Raw genomic sequence first — 18,801 nt, forward strand, 5'->3', positions numbered from 1 at the left:
CCACCGCCATGTCCATCGAAGTCGCCCCGCTCGATCCGAGGATCATCGAGACCCTGTCCGGCATCTCCACCGCGACGCTGACCACGGTGCTGCTCAAGAAGGGGCTGCGCAACGTGTGGATGCGCGGCACCCGGCCGCTGAAGCCCGGCCAGCCGCGCCTGGTCGGCCGCGCCTTCACGCTGCGCTTCGTCCCCGCCCGCGAGGATCTGGCGACCCCGGCCTCCTGGTCCAACCCGATCTCGACCCGCAGCGCCATCGAGGCGATGCCGGAAGGGGTCATCGTCATCGCCGACGCCATGGGCGTGACCGATGCCGGCATCTTCGGCGACATCCTCTGCGCCCGGATGGCGAAGCGGAAGGTGGCGGCGCTGATCACCGACGGCGTGGTGCGCGACGGCGCCGGCGTCATCGGCACCGGCCTGCCGGTCTGGTGCCAGGGCAACGCGGCGCCGCCCTCGGTCGCCGGCCTCACCTTCATCAACTGGCAGGAGCCGGTGGGCTGCGGCGGTGTCGCCGTCTTCCCCAACGATGTCGTGGTGGTGGACGATGACGGGGCCGTGCTGATCCCCGCCGCGCTGGTCGATGAGGTGACCGACCTCGCCGCCGAGCAGGAGGCGCAGGAGAGCTGGATCATGGGCGAGGTGGAGCAGGGCGCCGCGCTGCCCGGCCTCTATCCGCCCAACGCCGAGAACAAGGCGCGCTACGAGGCCAGCCGCCGGAAGGGCTGACCGGACGGGCGCCAGCCCCCCGCCGAAGAAGGGGGAGGCGCCGCCCGCGCGCGGTATCCCCGCGCGCGTATCAAGGGAAGAAGGACCGAGAGATGACAATGATCCGCCGCCGCGCCCTGGCCGGCCTGGGCGCCGCCGCCCTCGCCGCGCCCTTCGGGGCCCCGCGCCACGCCGCCGCCGCCGCCTGGCCGGCCGAACGCCCGATCCTGGTGGTGGTGCCCTTTCCGCCGGGGGGCGGGGTGGACCAGATGGCGCGCGTCATCCTGCCCTATGTGCAGAAGCACCTGCCGGGGGCGACCTTCGTGGTCGAGAACCGCCCCGGCGCCGGCAGCCAGATCGGCATGGAGTTCGCCTTCACCGCCCGCCCGGATGGCTACACGCTGGGCGCCGTCACCTCGCCGGCGCTGATGACCATCCCCTTCGAGCGGCCGGTGCGCTACAGGGTCGAGGACTTCGTCTATGTCGCGAATGTCGTGGACGACCCGGGCGGGCTCTGGGTCGCCAAGGGCTCGCCGGTCCGCGACATGGAGGATCTGCTGGAGCGGGCGCGGAAGGACCCGGGCGGGCTGAGCTTCGGCACGACGGGCATCGGCTCCGACGACCATCTGGTCATGCTGGAGATCGAGGAGGCGGTGCCGGGCATCCGATTCAGCCATGTGCCCTTCAACGGCGCCGCGCCGCTGCAGACCGCCGTGCTGGGCGGGCACCTGGATGTCGGCTGCTTCAATGTCAGCGAGGGGGCGCCAGGCTATCGCGACGGGCGCTTCCGCTGCCTGGGCCAGGCGGGCGCGCAGCGCGACCCCGCGCTGCCGGAGGTGCCGACCTTCACCGAGCTCGGCGTCAAGGTGGTGGCGGGCGCGCAGCGCGGCATCGTCGCGCCGCCCGGCATTCCGGAGGAGGTGCGGACCAGGCTGAACGCGGCCTTCGCCGCCGCCCTGGCCGATCCCGAGTTCCTGGCCGACGCAAAGCGGCTGCAACTGCCCGCGAAGGCCATGATCGGCGACGAGTATCGCCAGGCCGTGCTGGGCCTAGACGCGCGGCTGAAGGAGATGTGGGCGCGCAAGCCCTGGCGTGACCAGTAAGGCCGGGGGGCTTTGACCCCCCCCTTTGCCTCAGCCCGCCGCGGCCAGCGCGCCGCTGCGCTTCCAGGCGCGCAGCCGCTCCAGCGCCTCCTCCAGCACCGATTCGCGCTTGCAGAAGGCGAAGCGGATGAAGTGCCGCGGCGCATCCGACCCGGCATAGAAGGCCGAGACCGGGATGGCCGTGACCTTGGCCGCCTCGGTCAGGTGCCGGCAGAAGGCCACGTCGTCCCCGGCGAAGCCCAGGGTGGTGAAGTCGCAGGTGATGAAGTAGCTGCCCTGGGTCGGCAGCACGCCGAAGCCCAGCTCGGACAGCCCCCTGGCCAGCAGGTCGCGCCGGGCCTGCAGCTCGGTGGCGATGCCGGTGAAATAGGCGTCCTCCTTCGCCAGCCCGAGCGCCACGGCGCGCTGCAGATTGGGCGCGGTGGTGAAGGTCAGGTTCTGATGCGCCTTGGCGACATTGGGGGCCAGCGAGCGGTCGGCGGTGATGTAGCCGACCTTCCAGCCGGTCAGGCTGAAGGTCTTGCCGGCCGAGCCGATCCGCATGCAACGCTCGCGCATGCCCGGCAGCGTCATCAGCGGGATATGCTTCCAGCCGTCGAAGGTGAGGTGCTCGTAGACCTCGTCGCAGATGGCGTAGGCGTCGTGCCGCTGCAGCAGGTCGGCGATGAAGGCCAGCTCCGCGCCGGTGAAGACCTTGCCGGCCGGGTTCATCGGGCTGTTGAGCAGGATCGCCTTGGTCCTCGGCCCGAAGGCGGCGGCCAGCTCGGCGCGCGGCAGCTCCCACTTCGGCGGCGAGAGGCGCACCAGGCGCGGCACCGCGCCGAGCAGCTTCACCACCGGCAGGTAGGTGTCGTAGAGCGGCTCCAGCAGCACCACCTCGTCGCCCGGATTGAGCACCGCCATCAGGCAGGCGATCAGCGCCTCGGTGGCGCCGGAGGTGACCACCACCTCGGCGTTCGGGTCGATCTCCAGCCCGTAGAATCGGCGATTCGCGTCGGACACCGCCTGACGCAGCTCGGGCAGGCCGGTGAGCGGCGGATACTGGTTGCGGTTGTCCAGCAGCGCCTCGGCCGCGGCGCGCACCACGTCTTCCGGACCTTCGTAATCCGGGAAGCCCTGGCCGAGGTTGATCGCGCCATGCTGTTGCGCGAGCGCCGACATCACGGTGAAGACGGTGGTGCCGGTGGCGGAGAGCAGGTCGTTCTGCGGCTTCATGCGATGACTGGGTCCCGTGGCAGGCGGCCCGATGCTCGGGGCGCGCGCGGCGACGCCCCACGCCCCGGCCCCGGGCGAGCGGCGAATATGCGGATGTGCCGGCGGCCGTGCAACCGCCCACCGCGCATGCCTGCCACTTCGGCGGGCAGGCTGCCGCTTCCGCGGGCGGGGCCTTGTCGCGAAGCCGGCGAATTCCCGTCTCATGCCATTGCCCCTACGGCCCGGGGCATGCAACACACCACTGCGAGCCGCTTCCCGCCCCTGGGCCACGGGGGCGGGCGCAACCCGGGAGGAAGGAAGGACGGGCCGGCCCTGACCGGCAGGGTCCGTGAATGGAGCCGATGAAGAAGATCGAGGCGATCATCAAGCCCTTCAAGCTCGACGAGGTGAAGGACGCGCTGCACGAGATCGGCCTGCAGGGCCTGACCGTGGTGGAAGCGAAGGGGTTCGGGCGGCAGAAGGGCCACACCGAGCTGTATCGCGGCGCCGAATACGTCGTCGACTTCCTGCCGAAGGTGAAGATAGAGGTGGTCTGCTCGGACGACCTCGCCGAGCGCGCGATCGAGGCCATCCAGGCCGCGGCCCGCACCGGCCGTATCGGCGATGGCAAGATCTTCATCTCCGATGTCCAGGAGGTGATCCGCATCCGCACCGGCGAACGGGGCGAGGACGCGGTCTGAGCGTGGAATTCCGGCCGGTGCCGATCTGGCGCCGGCCTGGCTGAAGGCGGAAGGACGGCGCAGGAGCGCCGGACGCCGCCGGCACGGAAGCAGGCGGAAGCCGCGCCGTGTCGACTGTTACTGTCAGAGCGTCGTTTGGGGAACAGGATCGCACACGATGGCGAAGAAGCCCGCAGCCGCAGCGTCCAACGCTGTTTCCAAGGTCATGGAGATGATCAAGGAGAACAGCGTCGAGTACGTGGACTTCCGGTTCACGGATCCTCGGGGCAAGTGGCAGCACACCGCGCAGCATGTCTCCACCATCGAGGAGGAGGTGTTCACCGACGGCATCATGTTCGACGGCTCCTCGATCGCCGGCTGGAAGGCGATCAACGAGTCCGACATGATCCTGATGCCGGACGCCTCGACGGCCTGCATGGATCCCTTCGCGGCCAAGCCGCAGCTGATCCTGTTCTGCGACATCATCGAGCCCTCGACCGGCCAGGCCTATAGCCGCGACCCGCGCTCGACGGCGAAGAAGGCCGAGGCCTATGTCGCCTCCACCGGCATCGGCGATGCCGCGCTGTTCGGCGCCGAGGCCGAGTTCTTCATCTTCGACAACGTGAAGTTCGGCACCGGCGGCAATTACGGCATCTACCAGCTCGACAGCATCGAGGGGCCCGGCGCCAGCCTGAAGGACTACCCCGAGGGCAACATGGGCCACCGCCCGGTGGTCAAGGGCGGCTACTTCCCGGTGCCGCCGGTCGACAGCGAGACCGACCTGCGCGCCGAGATGCTCTCGACCATGATCGAGATGGGCGTGGCCGGCGAGAAGCACCACCATGAGGTGGCGCAGTCGCAGCACGAGCTGGGCACCCGCTTCGGGCCCCTGGTGCAGCACGCCGATCACATGCAGATCTACAAGTACGTGATCCACAACGTCGCGCACAGCTACGGCAAGACGGCGACCTTCATGCCGAAGCCGATCTATGGCGACAACGGCTCGGGCATGCATGTGCACCAGTCGATCTGGAAGGGCGGCAAGCCGGTCTTCGCCGGCAACGGCTATGCCGACCTGTCCGACCAGGCGCTGTGGTACATCGGCGGCATCATCAAGCACGCCAAGGCGCTGAACGCCTTCACCAACCCCAGCACCAACTCCTACAAGCGCCTGATCCCGGGCTTCGAGGCGCCGGTGCTGCTGGCCTATTCGGCCCGCAACCGCTCCGCCTCCTGCCGCATCCCCTACGCGACCAGCCCGAAGGCGAAGCGCGTCGAGGTGCGCTTCCCGGATCCGACGGCGAACCCCTACCTGGCCTTCTCCGCCATGCTGATGGCCGGCCTCGATGGCATCAAGAACAAGATCCATCCGGGCGACGCCATGGACAAGGATCTGTACGACCTGCCGCCGGAGGAGCTGAAGGGCATCCCGACGGTCTGCGGCTCGCTGCGCGAGGCGCTGGAAGCGCTGGCCGCCGACCACGACTTCCTGCTCGCCGGGGATGTCTTCTCGAAGGACCAGATCGAGAGCTACATCGAGCTGAAGTGGAACGAGGTGTACAAGTTCGAGCACACCCCGCACCCGGTCGAGTTCGAGATGTACTACTCCGTCTGATCCCTGGCGGATCGGATGCGGATGGCGCCCCGGGGGAGACCCCGGGGCGTTTCGCGTTGAAGCGGTCTATTTCGACAGCGCCTTCTCGATCTCGGCCGTGGTGTGGTTGGTCAAGTCCTTGGCCAGGGACTGCACCACCCGCTCCTCCACCGTCCGCGGCAGCGCGGCGCGGATCTGGCCGAGCGTCTCGGGATCGGCGATCAGCACCAGTGCCTCGAACTGGTTCTGCTGGTGCATCTGCTCCAGCGTCTGGCTGATCCGCTTGGCGAAGGTGGCCTCGGCGGTCTGCTTCGCCGACTGCTCGGGCGGCTGGGCGCCGGACGGGCCCTGGTCGCCCAGCGTGTCGGGGGTGATCCGGCTCACCTCCTGCAGCCGGACCACCGCCTCGGCGCTTGTGTTGCGCAGCAGCATGGCCTTGCCGCCATCGGCGACCAGGACCAGGGCGTTCTTCGGGATTCGATCGGACATGCGGCATCTCCACGGAGCGTGATGGCCGGGCCGCGTGGCCCGGCCGTGGAGGTGCAACGCCCCCGGGGGCGAAAAGGCGTCCGCCGCCGGCGCAAAAAAGCCGCGCCGTGGTTCAGGCTTCCGCCAGATGCCGGGCGCCGTCGCGCAGCGAGGCCTCGCTGATGCGGATGCCGAGCCCGGGCGCCTGGGGCACCACCACGGCGCCGCCCTGGTTCGGGATCCGCTCCTCCAGCACGTCCTCGGTCAGCACATGGTGCGGCATGTAGAACTCGCAGCCGAGCGAGATGCCGGGCGTCGCCGCGATCAGCTGCGTGCCGGCCGCCAGCGCGATGCCGCCCTCCCACAGCGTGCCGCCATAGCCGGGCAGGCCCGCGGTGTCGGCGATCGCCATCATCGCCTGGGCCTTCAGCAGCCCGCCGCATTTCATCAGCTTGACGCTGATGGCGTCCGCCGCCTGCCGCCGCACCACCTCCAGCAGGTCCGTGGCGTCGAAGCAGCTTTCATCGGCCAGGATCGGCGTGTCCAGCGCGGCCGCGAAGCCCGCCATGGCGTCGAGATGACGGCGCGGCACCGGCTGCTCGATGAAGGTGGGGCGGAAACGGTCCACGTCGCGCAGCACCGTCATGGCGTGGAAGGGCTCCAGCGCCTGGTTGTAGTCGAGGCGGAGATCGACATCCTCGCCGAAGGCGTCGCGGATGGCCTCCAGATGCGCCATGTCCTCGGCATGCGGCCTGACGCCGGTCTTGACCTTGAAGAGCCGGTTGCCGGCCGGGACCATGACCTTCATCCGCTCCAGGTCGGCCGCGAAGTCGGGGTCGGCGATGGAGAAGGAGAGGGGGATGGTGTCGCGCACCCGGCCGCCCAGCAGATCCGCGACGCTGAGGCCGGTGCTCTGGCCCAGGATATCGAGCAGCGCCATCTCGACCGCCACCTTGCTTTCCGGGTGGCCGGTCAGGGCGCGGTCCATCATGGCCATCAGGGCACGCGGGCGGCGCGCGTCGGCGCCGAGGATCAGCGGGCGCAGGTAGCGGTCGAGCGCGGCGAAGGCGCCTTCGGGCGTGCCGGTGAACACCTCCCACGGCGCCGCCTCGCCCCAGCCCACGAGGCCGTCCCGCGTCGTCAGTTGCAGCAGCACGCGCCGCACGCTGCCCTTCACATTGCCGACGCCCTGGGCCCGGGCCATCCTGATCGGGCTTTCCACGAGAAAGACCCGCATGCGATCGATGACGGGCGGATGCATCGGCTCTCAGCCTTCACGCTGGCGGTGGAAATGCGCGAGGAAGGCGCGCGTCGCCTCCTCGCGCGGAGAATCGATCACCTGCCGCGCCGGCCCGTCCTCGACGATGACGCCATCGCGCAGGAAGACGACGCGGTCGGCGACCTCGCGGGCGAAGGCGATCTCGTGGGTCACGATCACCATGGTCATGCCCTCCGCGGCGAGGGACTGCATCACGCCCAGCACCTCGCCCACCAGCTCCGGGTCGAGCGCGCTGGTCGCCTCGTCGAACAGCATCACCGCCGGCTGCATGGCCAGCGCGCGGGCGATGGCGACGCGCTGCTTCTGCCCGCCGGACAGGCGCGAGGGATACTGCTCCGCCTTGTCGGCCAGGCCGACCTTGGCGAGCAGGCCGCGCGCCAGCGCCTCGGCCCCGGCGCGCGCCATGCGGCGGACGACGAGCGGCCCCTCCATGACGTTCTCCAGCGCCGTCCGGTGCGGGAAGAGGTTGAACTGCTGGAAGACCATGCCGGTGGCGGCGCGGAAGCCGGCGAGAGCCCGGTTGCCCGGCTGGCTGGCGCCGGCGCCGAAGCGGAAGCTCTTCCCGCCGACCCGCACCGCGCCGCCATCGGGCACCACCAGCAGGTTGAGGCAACGCAGCAGGGTGGACTTGCCGGAGCCCGACGGCCCGATCAGCGCCACCACCTCGCCGCGTCCGACCTTCAGGTCGACGCTGCGCAGCACGACATGATCGCCGAATTGCTTCCTCAGCGCCGCGACCTCGATCATGATCTCGCTCATCGGCCCCTCCTCAGTCCGCGCGCGCCAGCCGCCGCTCCAGCCGGCCGACCAGCAGGGTCAGCGGGAAGAGCACGGCGAAGTAGAGGACGGCGATCAGCGTGTAGATCTCGAGCGGCCGGTAGCTGTCATGCGCTGCCGCCTGGCCCTGGTAGAGCAGGTCGGGCACCGCCAGCACCGAGACGAGCGAGGTGTTCTTGAGCTGGATGATCGACTGGTTCATCAGCGGCGGCACCATGCGCTTCAACGCCTGGGGCAGCACGATGCGGCGCATCGACTGCGCCGGCGTCATGCCCAGCGCCAGCGCCGCCTCGGTCTGGCCGCTCTCGATCGAATTGATGCCGCCGCGGATGATCTCGGCGTAGAAGGCGCCGCCATAGAGCGAGAGGGCCAGCACCGCCGCCGTGGTCGCCGTCATCTCGATCCCGGCCAGGATCGGCAGGGCGTAGTAGAACCAGACCAGCTGCACCAGGATCGGCGTGCAGCGGAACACCTCGACATAGGCCTGGCTCAGCCAGCGCAGCGGCGCGATGGAGGAAAGGCGCAGCAGGCCCGAGACCAGCCCGACCACGAGGCCCAGCACGACGATGGCGGCGGTGAAGGCGAGCGTGACCCAGAGTCCGTTCAGGAACAGCCAGCGGTAGCTCCAGAGGATGCTGAAATCCCATTGATACATGCATGCGGTCCTGAATCGGGTCGCGGCGCCCCGCCCCGGGGCGCCCCGCCTGGCCGGTCGGTCAGATCAGAGCGTGACGCCCGGCGGGAAGTCGGCCTCGGAGATGCCCACCAGCTCCATGTTGGAGACGATGGCCGATCGCACCGCGCCGAGTCCCTTGTTGAACTCGATCCAGGTGTTGACGTAGTCGCGCCAGGTCTTGTCCGCCTCGCGCCGGAAGCCGGCATTGGAGGTGGTGGCGAAGACCGGCGTCGGCACCAGCACATCGCCCAGCGTCGGCAGCTTCTTCTTCGCGGTCAGCGCCAGGATCAGCACGAGGCACTGCGCATCGGCGCGGCCGGACTGCACCGCCATCGTCGCCTCATCGGCGCTCTTGAAGCGGGAGACGCTGGCCCTGGGGCAGAGCCGCGTCACCACCTGGTCCTGCGAGGAGCCGGTGTCGACGGCGATCTTCACCTCGGGCCGGTTGAGATCGTCCCAGGTCCTGGCCTGGAAGCCGCGCTTGGTGACGAAGCTGAAGGCGTTGCTGAAGCAGGGGACCGAGAAGTCGACGACCAGCGCCCGCTTCGGCGTCGGGTTCAGCCCGAAGAAGATGTCGATCTTGTTCGACTGCAGATCGAGGACGGCATTGCCCCAGGTGGTCTCACCGAGCTCCAGCTCGCATTCCAGCTCCTCGGCCAGCATCCTCAGCAGGTCGACATAGAAGCCGCGCCACTGCCCGGTGGCGAGATCCTTGTGATAGTAGGGCGCGCCGCCCACCACCGCCGCCGAGCGCAGCTTCTTGGTGCGGCGGATCCGGTCGAAGGTGGTCTCCACCGGGCTACCCTGCGCGGCGGCGGGGGCGGCGGTGGCGGCCATGGCGAGCGCCAGTCCGGCGGCGCCACCCATCATGCGGCGTGACAGCATCCTCGATCTCTCCTCAACGCGGCGGGACGTTCCGGCCAGGTGGCCGTCGCCCCGGTACCGCTCCGGCACCCGCGGCGGACCGCGACTTCATGGTGGCCTGCGCCTTCATAGCGACTTCCATGCCACGGCGGGAGATGCCTCGCGATGCCGGGCAATTGTGGAGCCGTCGCCGCCCCTCTTATCCTGGTGCCGACACCAACCGCGGGAGCCGCGACTTTGGAACGTTTCTTCGAGATGGCCGAGCGGGGCACGACGCCGCGCCGCGAGATCATGGCCGGGCTGACCACCTTCCTGACCATGGCCTATATCATCGTGGTCAATCCGGGCATCATGGCGGCCGCCGGCATCGATCATGGCGCCGCCTTCGTCGCCACCTGCATCGCCGCCGCCATCGGCTCCGCCATGATGGGGCTGCTGGCCAACTATCCGGTGGCGCTGGCGCCGGGGATGGGGCTGAACGCCTACTTCGCCTTCGTCGTCGTCGGCGCCATGGGCGTGCCCTGGCAGATTGCGCTCGGCGCCGTCTTCCTCTCGGGTCTGATCTTCTTCGCGGTCTCCGTCACCGGCTTCCGGGAATGGCTGATCAACTCCATCCCCCTCTCCCTCAAGCTGGGTATCGCCGCGGGCATCGGCTTCTTCCTCGGCCTGATCGGCCTGCGGGGCATGGGGCTGGTGGTGGACAACCCGGCGACGCTGGTCAGCCTCGGCTCGTTGCGCGAGATCCCGACCGTGCTGTCCTGCCTGGGATTCATCCTCATCGCCGGGCTGGTGGCGCGCGGCGTGACGGGCGGCATCGTCATCGGCATCCTGGTCACGGCGCTGCTCGGCATTCCCTTCGGCCTCACCGAGTTCCACGGCGTCTTCGCCCTGCCGCCCTCCCTGGCGCCGACCTTCCTGCAGATGGACCTGGCCGGCGCCATCGGCTTCGGCCTGGTCGGCATCGTCTTCACCTTCTTCCTGGTGGATCTCCTGGACAATGCCGGCACCCTGATCGCGACCACGCACCGCGCCGGGCTGATGCGTCCGGACGGCTCGGTGCCGCGGCTCGGCCGGGCCCTGCTCTCGGACAGCTGCGGCGCCATGATCGGCGCCATGCTCGGCACCTCCACCACCGTGTCCTATATCGAGAGCGCGGCGGGCGTGCAGGCCGGCGGCCGCACCGGGCTGACGGCGCTGACCGTCGCCGTGCTGTTCCTGCTGGCCCTGTTCCTGGCGCCACTCGCCACCAGCGTCCCCGCCTTCGCCACCGCGCCGGCCCTGGTCCTGGTGGCCTGCCTGATGGCCCAGGGGCTGCGCGACCTCGATTGGGAGGATGCGACCGACTACCTGCCGGCCATGCTGACGGCGCTCGCCATGCCCTTCACCTTCTCCATCGCGACCGGGATCGGCCTCGGCTTCATCGCCTATGCGCTGGTGAAGCTGATGGCGGGGCGGGGGCGGCAGGTCGGCGGGGCGGTCTGGGTCATCGCCGCCGCCTCCGCCGTGAAATTCTACCTGCAGAGCTAGAGGGAGAGAGAGGGGGAGGCGCTCCGCCTCCCCCTGCGCGGATCAGTCTGCGCGGATCAGTCCGGCGCCTCCGCCATCTCCAGGAGCGCCCGGCCATCGCGCCGCACGCGGGCGATCTCGGTGTTGCGGCAGCCATTGCCGCTCAGCAGGGCGCTGCCCGGGCTGACCACCTGGAGCTTGGCCTGAACCCGGCAGACCAGCTTGTTGACGGTGCCGGGGGCGGCGCCGTTCCAGCGGCGTAGCGCGTCCGCCCAGTTGCCATAGGTGTCATAGTGCTGGCGGAGATAGCGCGCCGCCCATTCGGTGGCGCGCCGGGGGTCGAGCGGCCAGTCGGCGCCGCCCTTGGCATGCACCTGGGCATTCACCTGCACGCAACCGGCCATGACCGACTGGCCCTGGCTGGACTTGAGCAGGTTGCGCGCCTCGGCGCGGCTGTCCGGGTAGTAGGCCTGGCCGCCGATGTTCAGGGCATGGGCGTGCAGGCCGGATTCGGCCAGCGCGACGGCCACCAGAAGGCCGTCGGGCAGGTCGAACCTCGCCTCGGCGGCCCGGGCGGCCTCGAGGCAGGCATTGCGGGGACCGGCCACGGCCGGACTGCTCATCAAGGCGGGGGCCCCCAGCAGGAAGGCACCCAGGAGTGTCGCCGGCCATGCTTTCCATGGACCTTTGCGCGGGCGACGTGTCTGGCCCCGATCGGGGGGCGGAAAGGCGCTCCGTGCCTGCTGGCACGGGAACGCCGCGGGGCGTGGGCGGCGCGGGGGCACCGCCCTGCTAATCGCGGGCGTCATGGGCCCTGGCTAGCACGCGCGCCGGGGCAGGGGAAGCAAAACGGCCTTCCGCCCCGGGAAAACCCACAATGGATAAGGGAGGTTTCAGCTTTAGCCGCAAAAATTACGCCAGATCCAGAAAGTCTTTCGCCTCCGACGCGATCTCGCGGACCAGCTTCGCCCTGAGGGCGCGCGCGAAATCCTCCCGCCCCGCCGCGCGCATGACGAAGGCGCCCGGCCCTCCGATCACCTCGGCCTCGTAGCGAAGGTCGAGGTCGGCATGGCCGTCCAGGATGGCCAGGGCATTGACCGTCACGCCAGCGGCGACCGCGGCGTCCCGTGCGGCGGCGGCCGGGCGATGGCCACGCATGTCCGGGGCGTCGCCCGACAGATCGATCACCTGCCGCGTGGCCTCGAAGGGCGCCGCCCGCAGCAGGCCGGCGGCGTGGTCCAGCGCATCGCCGATGGCGTTCCAGCTCTGCCGCGAGCGGGGCGCGGCGCGCAGTTCCAGGGCCGTGGCCTCCGCCTCACCGGCGCCGCCGATGCGCCGCCAGGGCATCACCGTCGCGGCCCCGCCGGGGCTTCCCCATTCCACGAGGGCGAGCGCGATGGCGCCGAGCGGCCCGCCCCGGATGGCCGCCAGCACCGCCGGATGCGTCAGCGCCCCGGCGCAGCCTTCGCGCTGCAGTCGGAACTCCTCGTCCGTGATGCTGCCCGAGGCGTCCACCGCCAGCACCAGCGCCACATCCACCGGCCCGGCGGCGGGGCCTGTGGCGGCCAGCAGGCCGGGCAGGGCGAGGAGACCGCGTCGGTGCATCGGGGGCGCTCCGCCAGGATGGATCACAGGATGAGTGAGGGGCAGCCTCGGCCCCGCCTCCGCCCGCGGTCAAGCGGCAAGGCGCCGCGCCGCTGTGCAGCGGTGGCGCGGAACTGGGCAGCCAGGGGCCAGGGGGCGCGAAACCGGCCGCAAGGTCTCTTGCGCCCGGCCACCCGGCCTTGCTCAATGTGAGCCGACCGTTGTTTCCTGCGCGGAACCTTGCGGGACCAGGACCAACCGCGTAGGCCAACATGCCGCAACCGCCGAGGACGCCGGAACCAACGTGGCCGATCGCCCTGCCTCTGCCTTCGATGAAATGCGCGCCGATGGCGGCATCCGTTCCCCCTATGCCGAGATGGCGCGCTTCCTGGAGGCGACCGGACAGGCCGCCCTGGACCAGAAGCGACGCGAGGCGGAAGTGCTGTTCCGCCGCATCGGTGTCACCTTCGCCGTCTATACGGAGGGCGGGGACCCGGAACGGCTGATCCCCTTCGACGTCATTCCCCGCATCCTCTCGCGCGCCGAATGGGACCGTCTGGCGAGCGGGCTCGAGCAGCGCGTGCGGGCGCTGAATGCCTTCCTCGCCGATGTCTACGGTCCTCAGGAGATCATCCGGGCCGGCCGAATCCCGGCCGAGCTGATCCGCGGCAATGAGGGCTTCCTGCCGCAGATGGTGGGCTTCACCCCGCCCGGCGGGGTCTATACCGTCATCTCCGGCATCGACCTGGTGCGCACCGGGCCCGACGAGTTCTACGTGCTCGAGGACAATTGCCGCACGCCGTCCGGCGTCTCCTACATGCTGGAGAACCGGGAGGCCATGATGCGCCTCTTCCCCGAGGCCTTCACCCGCCACAGCATCGCCCCCGTCAGCCACTACCCGGAGGAGCTGCTGGAGACGCTGAAGAGCCTGGCGCCGGCCGGCTGCAGCGGGCCGCCCACCGTGGTGGTGCTGACGCCGGGCGCCTACAACAGCGCCTATTACGAGCATTCCTTCCTGGCCGACGAGATGGGCGTCGAGCTGGTCGAGGGCGCCGACCTCTTCGTGCGCGACAAGATCGTCTACATGCGGACCACGGCCGGCCCGAGGCGGGTCGATGTCATCTACCGCCGCATCGACGACGACTATCTCGACCCCGAGGCCTTCCGCCCCGACAGCGCGCTCGGCGTGCCCGGGCTGATGGCGGCCTACAAGGCGGGGAATGTCGCCCTGGCCAACGCGCCGGGCGCCGGCATCGCCGATGACAAGGCGGTCTACCCCTACGTGCCGGAGATGGTGCGTTTCTATCTGAAGGAGGAGCCGCTGCTCTCCAACGTGCCGACCTTCATGTGCGAGAGGGATGTCGACCGGGACTACGTGCTGTCCAACCTCGACAAGCTGGTGGTCAAGCTGGCCCGCGGCTCGGGCGGCTATGGCATGCTGGTCGGGCCGCATGCCACGCAGGAGCAGCGCGACGACTTCGCCGCGCGAATCCGCGCCCGGCCCGGCGACTACATCGCCCAGCCGACGCTGGCCCTCTCCACCGTGCCCACGCTCTGCGAAAGCGGCGTCGGGCCACGCCATGTCGATCTGCGTCCCTTCATCCTGTTCGGCCGCTCCATCCGCATGGTGCCCGGCGGGCTGACGCGGGTCGCGCTGCGCGAGGGTTCGCTGGTGGTCAACTCCAGCCAGGGCGGCGGCACCAAGGACACCTGGGTGCTGGACGAGGCGGCGCCGCCCGCCGGCTCCTCTCAGTCTCAGTCCCAGTCCCAGTCCCGGGCGGCCGCCGAGCCTCCACCCGGGCCGCCCGCCAACGATCCCGCCGGCGGGGGGAGCTGAACCATGCTCTCCCGTACCGCCGACAGCCTCTTCTGGCTCGGCCGCTATTCCGAGCGCGCCGGCAATGTGGCGCGCGGCCTGGGTGCCACGCTGCGGATGGCGCTGCTGGCGCATCCGGTGAGCCGGGCCGACAGCGAGTGGCGCGCCCTCATCATCGCCACCGGCTGCGAGCCGGGCTTCCGCGCCCTGGTGGGCGAGACCTCGCAGCCCGGCCTGCAGGACGAGGCGGTCCGCTGGCTGACGCTGGACCCGGCCAATCCCTCCGGCATCGCCGCCTGCGTCGAGGCGGCGCGGCGCAACGGCCGCACGGTGCGCACCGCGCTGACGGTCGATATGTGGGAGGCGATCAACGACACCTGGATCGAGTTCCGCCGCCTGGACTCCAGCGCCATCCGCGGCGACCGGCTGCCGGGCTTCCTCGACTGGGTGCGCTCCCGCACGCTGCTGTTCAACGGCGCCGCCGCCGACACCATGCTGCGCGACGACGCCTGGCGCTTCTGCCACCTCGGCACCATCCTGGAGCGCGCCGACAACACGGCGCGGCTGCTCGACGTGCGGCACGGCGCCTTCGCCCCCGACGCGGCGGCCGATGCGGCCTGCTATGCGCAGTGGCAGGCGGTGCTGCGCTCGGTCTCGGCGCTGCGCGCCTTCCAGCATGTCTATCACGCCCGGCTCGATCCCGCGCGCGTGGCCGAGCTGCTGATCCTGCGCCCCGAGCTGCCGCGCTCCCTGCTCGCCTGCTACCGGCGCGTGGAGAGCACGCTCGATGTCATCGCCGCCGCCAATGGCGGGCAGCGCGGCGAGTGCCACCGGATGGCGGGCGCCATGCATGCGCGGCTGCGCTACGGCCGCATCGAGAGCATCCTCGAGGGGGGGCTGCATGACTTCCTGACGGGCATCATCGACCAGAACATCGCCCTGGGGCAGGAGATCGCCCAGATGTACCTCAGTGGCCGCCAGATGTGAGACGCCGGACATGACCTATTGCGTCGGGCTGCTGCTGCGGGACGGGCTGGTGATGCTGGCCGATACCCGCACCAACGCCGGGGTCGACCATATCTCCACCTATTCCAAGATGTATCCCGTGCTGCAGCCGGGCGAGCGGATGCTCTGCCTGATGGCGGCCGGCAATCTGGCCATCACCCAGGCGGTCTGGAGCCGCCTGCAGGAAGGGCTGGCGCTGGAGGGGGAGGAGCGGCAGACGCTGCGGAGCGTGCCGACCATGTTCCAGGCGGCGCAGCTCGTCGGCGCCGCCATCCGTGCCGTCTTCGCGCAGGACGGGCCGGCGATGAAGGCGCAGGATGTGCGCTTCGACGTCTCGATCATGCTGGGCGGGCAGATCATGGGCGGCCCGCCGAAGCTCTACCTTGTCTACGCCGCCGGCAACTTCATCGAGGCCACGCCGGACACGCCCTTTCTCCAGATCGGCGAGCACAAGTACGGCAAGCCGATCCTCGACCGCGCGCTCTCTCACACCACCGGCCTGGAGGACGGGGTGCTGCTCACCCTGGTCAGCATGGACAGCACGCTGCGCTCCAACCTGACGGTCGGCCTGCCGCTCGACCTGCTGGTCTATGAGCGGGACAGCTTCGCCATCCGCCTGCAGCGGCGCATCACCGAGGAGGACCCCTACTTCCGCCCGCTGCGCGAGGCCTGGTCCGAGGCGCTGCGCGAGGCCTACCGGCGCCTGCCCAGGCCCGGCTGGCTGGACAAGCCCGCGCCGTCCTGAGCGGCGTCCGCAAAATCCCGGCCGGGGGTGCAGCCTTTCGGCCCGCCCGGGATTGATCCCGCATGGCCGCGCCGCACCCGGACCGCTGGATCCGCATCACGCCCCAGGGCCTCTACTGCGAGCCGGGGGATTTCTTCATCGATCCCGTCGCGCCGGTGCCGCGCGCCGTCATCAGCCATGGCCATTCGGACCACGCCCGGCCGGGGCACGATGCCGTCCTGGCCACGCCCGAGACGCTGGCCATCATGACCGCGCGGCTGGGCGAGGGCCGGGCCGGGCACAGCCAGCAGCCGCTCGGCTACCACCAGCCGCTGACGCAGGGGGGCGTGCGCGTCACCCTGGTGCCGGCCGGGCATGTGCTCGGCTCGGCGCAGGCGGTGCTGGAATGGGAGGGCAGCCGGATCGTCGTCTCCGGGGACTACAAGCGGCAGCCCGACCCCACCTGCGCGCCCTTCGAGCCTGTGCCCTGCGACGTCTTCGTCACGGAGGCGACCTTCGCCCTGCCGGTCTTCCGCCACCCGCCCATCGCGCATGAGATCGGCCGCCTGCTCGACAGCCTGCGGCTCTTCCCGGAGCGGACGCACCTCGTCGGCTGCTACGCGCTCGGCAAGTGCCAGCGGCTGATCGCGGAGCTGCGCCGTGCCGGCTGGGACCGGCCGATTCATCTGCACGGCGCCCAGGCCGCCATGTGCGCGCTCTACGAGCGCTTCGGCCTCGGGCTCGGCGAACTTCGCCCGGTGCCGCGGCCGGCGCGGCGGGGCGAGACCGTGCTGCCCGGCGAGCTGGTTCTGGCGCCGCCCTCGGCCGAGGCCAGCCCCTGGGCCCGGCGCCTGGCCGATCCGGTGACGGCGCTGGCCTCCGGCTGGATGCGCGTGCGGCAGCGGGCGCGGGCGCGCGGGGTGGAGCTTCCCCTGGTCATCAGCGACCACGCCGACTGGGACGACCTCCTGGCCACCTGCGCCGAGGTCGCGGCGCCGGAGGTCTGGGTCACGCACGGGCGGGAGGAGGCGTTGATCCACGCGCTGGCGGGCCGTGGCGTGCGGGGCCGCGCCCTGCACCTCGTCGGACGGGAGGAGGACGAGGCCGACCCGCTCGACCTGGCGGCGGAACCGGCGGCATGAGCCTGCCCGCCTTCGCCGACCTTCTGGAGCGGCTGGTCTTCACCCCCGGGCGCAACGCCAAGCTGGCCCTGCTGCGGCGCTGGTTCGCCACCCAGCCGGACCCCGATCGCGGCATCGGCCTCGCCGCCATCGCCGGCGAGCTGACCTTCACCGCCGCCAAGCCCTCGCTGGTGCGCGAACTGGTGGCGACGCGCATCGACCCGGTGCTGCTGGCCTGGAGCCACGACTATGTGGGCGACCTGGCGGAGACGGTGGCGCTGATCTGGCCCGCGCCCTCACCGCCGCCGAACCGGCCGCCGCCCGACCTGGCCGATGTGGTGGAGACGCTGGAGCTGGCGCCCCGGGGCGAGGTGCCGGCGCTGCTGGAGGGCTGGCTGGATGTGCTGGACCCCGGTGGCCGGCTGGCGCTGATCAAGCTGGTCACCGGCGGCCTGCGGGTCGGCGTCTCCGGCCGGCTGGCGCGGCAGGCCCTGGCCGAGTGGTCCGGCCGACCGGTCGAGGAGATCGAGGAGGTCTGGCACGGCGTGCCGCCGCCCTACCTGCCGCTCTTCGCCTGGCTGGAGAGACGCGGCCCGCGGCCCGACCCGAAGGACATGCCGGTGTTCCGCTCGCCCATGCTGGCGCATCCGCTGGAGGCGCCGGACATCGCCGCGCTGGACCACACCGCCTTCCGCGCGGAATGGAAATGGGACGGCGTGCGGGTTCAGGCCTCCGCCGGTCCTGGCGGGCGGCGCCTCTGGTCGCGCACCGGCGAGGATATCGGCGGCAGCTTCCCGGAGATCCTGGAGGCCATGGACTTCGACGCCGTCCTGGATGGCGAGCTGCTGGTGATGCGGGACGGCCAGGCGGCGCCCTTCGCCGACCTGCAGCAGCGGCTGAACCGCAAGGTGGTGGGGCCGAAGATGCTGCGCGACTTCCCGACCGGCCTGCGCCTCTACGACATCCTCTTCGAAGGCGGCGAGGACCTGCGGCCCATGCCCTACGACACGCGGCGCGACCGGCTCGAGGCCTGGTTCGCCCGCGCCCGGCCGGACCGCATGGACCTCTCGCCGCAGATCGCCTTCGTCTCCCTCGAGCAGCTCACCGCGCTGCGCGAGGGCGCCCGCGCCGCCGGCATCGAGGGGCTGATGCTGAAGCGCGGCGACGCCCCCTATCTCGCCGGGCGGCCCAAGGGGCTGTGGTGGAAGTGGAAGCGCGCGCCCCTCTCGGTCGATGCCGTGCTGATGTATGCCCAGCGCGGCCATGGCCGGCGCAGCAGCACCTACAGCGACTACACCTTCGGCCTCTGGCGGCCGGACGGGCAGGGGGGGCGGGAACTGGTGCCGGTGGGCAAGGCCTATTCCGGCTATACCGACCAGGAGCTGGTCTGGCTCGACCGCTGGATCCGCAACCATACCACCTCCCGCTTCGGTCCGGTGCGGGAGGTGGAGAAGCATCTCGTGCTGGAGGTGGTGTTCGACGCCGCGCAGCGCTCGGCGCGGCACAAGTCGGGCGTCGCCATGCGCTTCCCCCGCATTGCCCGGCTGCGGCCCGACAAGCCCGCCGCCGAGGCCGACGCGCTGGAGACGCTGATGGCGATGATCGAATCGGCCTCCGGCTGAACGGTGGCGCGAGCGGCAACCAGGCTTGACCCTGGGCGTTTCTGACCCTGGGCGTTTCTGACCCTGGGCGTTTCTGACCCT

General features: G+C 70.8%; 18 protein-coding genes. 10 read left to right on the top strand and 8 right to left on the bottom strand.

Features of this window, described 5'->3' with window-relative positions:
• The first annotated feature begins 8 nt into the window (after positions 1-8).
• Both D9598_RS02445 and D9598_RS02450 read left to right on the top strand, forming a co-directional pair.
• Entirely contained in the window at positions 9-728 is a 720-nt protein-coding gene (locus D9598_RS02445; RefSeq protein ID WP_198364796.1) for a ribonuclease activity regulator RraA, read from the top strand.
• Positions 729-820: 92 nt separating this feature from the next.
• The gene (locus tag D9598_RS02450) at positions 821-1,810 is read left to right on the top strand and encodes a tripartite tricarboxylate transporter substrate binding protein (protein ID WP_198364797.1); all 990 of its coding nucleotides are present in this window, start codon (positions 821-823) and stop codon (positions 1,808-1,810) included.
• A 30-nt stretch (positions 1,811-1,840) separates the two neighbouring features.
• Here the strand turns inward: D9598_RS02450 and D9598_RS02455 are convergent, their stop codons facing one another.
• Positions 1,841-3,025: an aminotransferase gene (locus D9598_RS02455; protein ID WP_198364798.1), complete on the bottom strand. Its 1,185-nt coding sequence runs from the start codon at positions 3,023-3,025 to the stop codon at positions 1,841-1,843.
• A 341-nt stretch (positions 3,026-3,366) separates the two neighbouring features.
• Between D9598_RS02455 and D9598_RS02460 the strand changes: the two genes are divergently transcribed.
• The gene (locus D9598_RS02460) at positions 3,367-3,705 is read left to right on the top strand and encodes a P-II family nitrogen regulator (protein WP_198364799.1); all 339 of its coding nucleotides are present in this window, start codon (positions 3,367-3,369) and stop codon (positions 3,703-3,705) included.
• Positions 3,706-3,862: 157 nt separating this feature from the next.
• Positions 3,863-5,299 (top strand): type I glutamate--ammonia ligase, encoded by a 1,437-nt coding sequence (gene glnA / locus D9598_RS02465; RefSeq protein WP_198364800.1) that lies wholly within the window; start codon positions 3,863-3,865, stop codon positions 5,297-5,299.
• A gap of 66 nt (positions 5,300-5,365) precedes the next feature.
• On the opposite strand, the gene D9598_RS02470 is transcribed toward glnA, so the two are convergent.
• The 5 genes from D9598_RS02470 to D9598_RS02490 all read right to left on the bottom strand — a co-directional run bounded on the left by D9598_RS02470 (position 5,366) and on the right by D9598_RS02490 (position 9,363).
• The gene (locus tag D9598_RS02470) at positions 5,366-5,767 is read right to left on the bottom strand and encodes a host attachment family protein (protein WP_198364801.1); all 402 of its coding nucleotides are present in this window, start codon (positions 5,765-5,767) and stop codon (positions 5,366-5,368) included.
• Positions 5,768-5,879: 112 nt separating this feature from the next.
• Positions 5,880-7,007 carry an enolase C-terminal domain-like protein gene (locus D9598_RS02475; protein WP_198364802.1) on the bottom strand — a complete coding sequence of 376 codons (1,128 nt, stop codon included), beginning with the start codon at positions 7,005-7,007 and terminating at the stop codon, positions 5,880-5,882.
• A gap of 6 nt (positions 7,008-7,013) precedes the next feature.
• Entirely contained in the window at positions 7,014-7,784 is a 771-nt protein-coding gene (locus D9598_RS02480; RefSeq protein ID WP_304621590.1) for an amino acid ABC transporter ATP-binding protein, read from the bottom strand.
• Positions 7,785-7,794: 10 nt separating this feature from the next.
• Entirely contained in the window at positions 7,795-8,457 is a 663-nt protein-coding gene (gene ehuC / locus D9598_RS02485; protein WP_198364803.1) for an ectoine/hydroxyectoine ABC transporter permease subunit EhuC, read from the bottom strand.
• 66 nt (positions 8,458-8,523) lie between these two features.
• Complete coding sequence (locus tag D9598_RS02490) at positions 8,524-9,363, bottom strand: transporter substrate-binding domain-containing protein (RefSeq protein WP_232476805.1); 840 nt, start codon at positions 9,361-9,363, stop codon at positions 8,524-8,526.
• Between the two features lie 216 nt (positions 9,364-9,579).
• On the opposite strand from D9598_RS02490, the gene D9598_RS02495 reads away from it, so the two are divergent.
• Positions 9,580-10,869 carry an NCS2 family permease gene (locus D9598_RS02495; protein WP_232476808.1) on the top strand — a complete coding sequence of 430 codons (1,290 nt, stop codon included), beginning with the start codon at positions 9,580-9,582 and terminating at the stop codon, positions 10,867-10,869.
• 56 nt (positions 10,870-10,925) lie between these two features.
• Here D9598_RS02495 and D9598_RS02500 read toward each other — a convergent pair whose 3' ends face one another.
• On the bottom strand, positions 10,926-11,456 hold the full coding sequence (locus tag D9598_RS02500) for a transglycosylase SLT domain-containing protein (protein ID WP_370591918.1): 531 nt from the start codon (positions 11,454-11,456) through the stop codon (positions 10,926-10,928).
• Between the two features lie 304 nt (positions 11,457-11,760).
• Entirely contained in the window at positions 11,761-12,453 is a 693-nt protein-coding gene (locus D9598_RS02505; protein ID WP_198364806.1) for a DUF1194 domain-containing protein, read from the bottom strand.
• Positions 12,454-12,769: 316 nt separating this feature from the next.
• Here D9598_RS02505 and D9598_RS02510 point away from each other — a divergent pair, with 316 nt between their 5' ends.
• The 5 genes from D9598_RS02510 (at position 12,770) to D9598_RS02530 (ending at position 18,720) form a co-directional block, all read left to right on the top strand.
• A complete protein-coding gene (locus D9598_RS02510; RefSeq protein ID WP_198365013.1) occupies positions 12,770-14,269 on the top strand; it encodes a circularly permuted type 2 ATP-grasp protein in 1,500 nt (499 codons plus the stop codon).
• A 3-nt stretch (positions 14,270-14,272) separates the two neighbouring features.
• Entirely contained in the window at positions 14,273-15,235 is a 963-nt protein-coding gene (locus D9598_RS02515) for an alpha-E domain-containing protein (protein ID WP_198364807.1), read from the top strand.
• Between the two features lie 10 nt (positions 15,236-15,245).
• Complete coding sequence (locus D9598_RS02520; protein ID WP_198364808.1) at positions 15,246-15,998, top strand: proteasome-type protease; 753 nt, start codon at positions 15,246-15,248, stop codon at positions 15,996-15,998.
• A gap of 62 nt (positions 15,999-16,060) precedes the next feature.
• Positions 16,061-17,119, top strand: coding sequence for a ligase-associated DNA damage response exonuclease (locus tag D9598_RS02525; protein WP_198364809.1), 1,059 nt, complete (start codon positions 16,061-16,063; stop codon positions 17,117-17,119).
• Positions 17,116-18,720 (top strand): cisplatin damage response ATP-dependent DNA ligase, encoded by a 1,605-nt coding sequence (locus tag D9598_RS02530; protein ID WP_198364810.1) that lies wholly within the window; start codon positions 17,116-17,118, stop codon positions 18,718-18,720. Before D9598_RS02525 ends, D9598_RS02530 begins: the two co-directional genes overlap by 4 nt.
• Positions 18,721-18,801 lie beyond the last annotated feature (81 nt).

It is taken from the genome of Roseomonas sp. KE0001, from assembly GCF_016107285.1.
Lineage (GTDB): Bacteria > Pseudomonadota > Alphaproteobacteria > Acetobacterales > Acetobacteraceae > Pseudoroseomonas.

Bases quoted from the DNA above. Each gene is read 5' to 3' on its own strand.
- D9598_RS02445 (WP_198364796.1), top strand. From the start codon at position 9: ATGTCCATCGAAGTCGCCCCGCTCGATCCGAGGATCATCGAGACCCTG.
- D9598_RS02450 (WP_198364797.1), top strand. From the start codon at position 821: ATGACAATGATCCGCCGCCGCGCCCTGGCCGGCCTGGGCGCCGCCGCC.
- D9598_RS02455 (WP_198364798.1), bottom strand. From the start codon at position 3,025: ATGAAGCCGCAGAACGACCTGCTCTCCGCCACCGGCACCACCGTCTTC.
- D9598_RS02460 (WP_198364799.1), top strand. From the start codon at position 3,367: ATGAAGAAGATCGAGGCGATCATCAAGCCCTTCAAGCTCGACGAGGTG.
- glnA (WP_198364800.1), top strand. From the start codon at position 3,863: ATGGCGAAGAAGCCCGCAGCCGCAGCGTCCAACGCTGTTTCCAAGGTC.
- D9598_RS02470 (WP_198364801.1), bottom strand. From the start codon at position 5,767: ATGTCCGATCGAATCCCGAAGAACGCCCTGGTCCTGGTCGCCGATGGC.
- D9598_RS02475 (WP_198364802.1), bottom strand. From the start codon at position 7,007: ATGCATCCGCCCGTCATCGATCGCATGCGGGTCTTTCTCGTGGAAAGC.
- D9598_RS02480 (WP_304621590.1), bottom strand. From the start codon at position 7,784: ATGAGCGAGATCATGATCGAGGTCGCGGCGCTGAGGAAGCAATTCGGC.
- ehuC (WP_198364803.1), bottom strand. From the start codon at position 8,457: ATGTATCAATGGGATTTCAGCATCCTCTGGAGCTACCGCTGGCTGTTC.
- D9598_RS02490 (WP_232476805.1), bottom strand. From the start codon at position 9,363: ATGCTGTCACGCCGCATGATGGGTGGCGCCGCCGGACTGGCGCTCGCC.
- D9598_RS02505 (WP_198364806.1), bottom strand. From the start codon at position 12,453: ATGCACCGACGCGGTCTCCTCGCCCTGCCCGGCCTGCTGGCCGCCACA.
- D9598_RS02510 (WP_198365013.1), top strand. From the start codon at position 12,770: ATGCGCGCCGATGGCGGCATCCGTTCCCCCTATGCCGAGATGGCGCGC.
- D9598_RS02515 (WP_198364807.1), top strand. From the start codon at position 14,273: ATGCTCTCCCGTACCGCCGACAGCCTCTTCTGGCTCGGCCGCTATTCC.
- D9598_RS02520 (WP_198364808.1), top strand. From the start codon at position 15,246: ATGACCTATTGCGTCGGGCTGCTGCTGCGGGACGGGCTGGTGATGCTG.
- D9598_RS02525 (WP_198364809.1), top strand. From the start codon at position 16,061: ATGGCCGCGCCGCACCCGGACCGCTGGATCCGCATCACGCCCCAGGGC.
- D9598_RS02530 (WP_198364810.1), top strand. From the start codon at position 17,116: ATGAGCCTGCCCGCCTTCGCCGACCTTCTGGAGCGGCTGGTCTTCACC.